Origin of the sequence: Streptomyces mutomycini (genome assembly GCF_001700505.1) — a bacterium.
In the GTDB taxonomy this organism is placed as follows: domain Bacteria; phylum Actinomycetota; class Actinomycetes; order Streptomycetales; family Streptomycetaceae; genus Streptomyces; species Streptomyces mutomycini.
Map to the genome: position 1 here is coordinate 1 of NZ_MAPV01000263.1, position 525 is coordinate 525.

The window sequence follows — 525 nt, forward strand, 5'->3', positions numbered from 1 at the left end:
TGCGCATGTGGAGCGGATCCATGACCAGCTGCTGGCAGTGCTGTCGGATCTGTCCCCGCGTGCGTCGCAGGTGCCGTTGTTCTCGACGGTTACCGGTGAGTTGCTGGACACGGCGGGTATGGACGGCGAGTACTGGTACACCAACCTGCGCCGGACGGTGCGGCTGGAGGAGACGACGAGGGCTCTGCTGGATGCGGGGCATCGTGTGTTCGTGGAGGTCAGTCCGCATCCGGTGCTGCAGCTGGGTCTGCAGGAGACGTTCGAGGCGGTCGGCAGTGACGCGGTGGCGCTGGGGACGTTGCGCCGGGAGGAGGACGAGCCACGCCGTTTCATGACGTCGCTGGCTGAGGCGCACGTAAACGGGGTCGACCTTGATTGGCAGTCCCTGTTCGCCGGTCATGTCCCGGCACATGTGGACCTGCCGACCTACGCGTTCCAGCGCCGGCACTACTGGCCGGAGGCCCTGGCCGCCCCCGCTGCGGGCACGGTGGACCCGGTCGACGCCCAGTTCTGGGAAGCCGTCGA

1 protein-coding gene is annotated in these 525 nt (G+C 67.6%); it reads left to right on the plus strand.

Annotated elements, in window-relative coordinates:
• Window positions 1-525: acyltransferase domain-containing protein (locus BFF76_RS28860; RefSeq protein WP_141695687.1), on the plus strand; the 525-nt coding region annotated here is incomplete at both ends.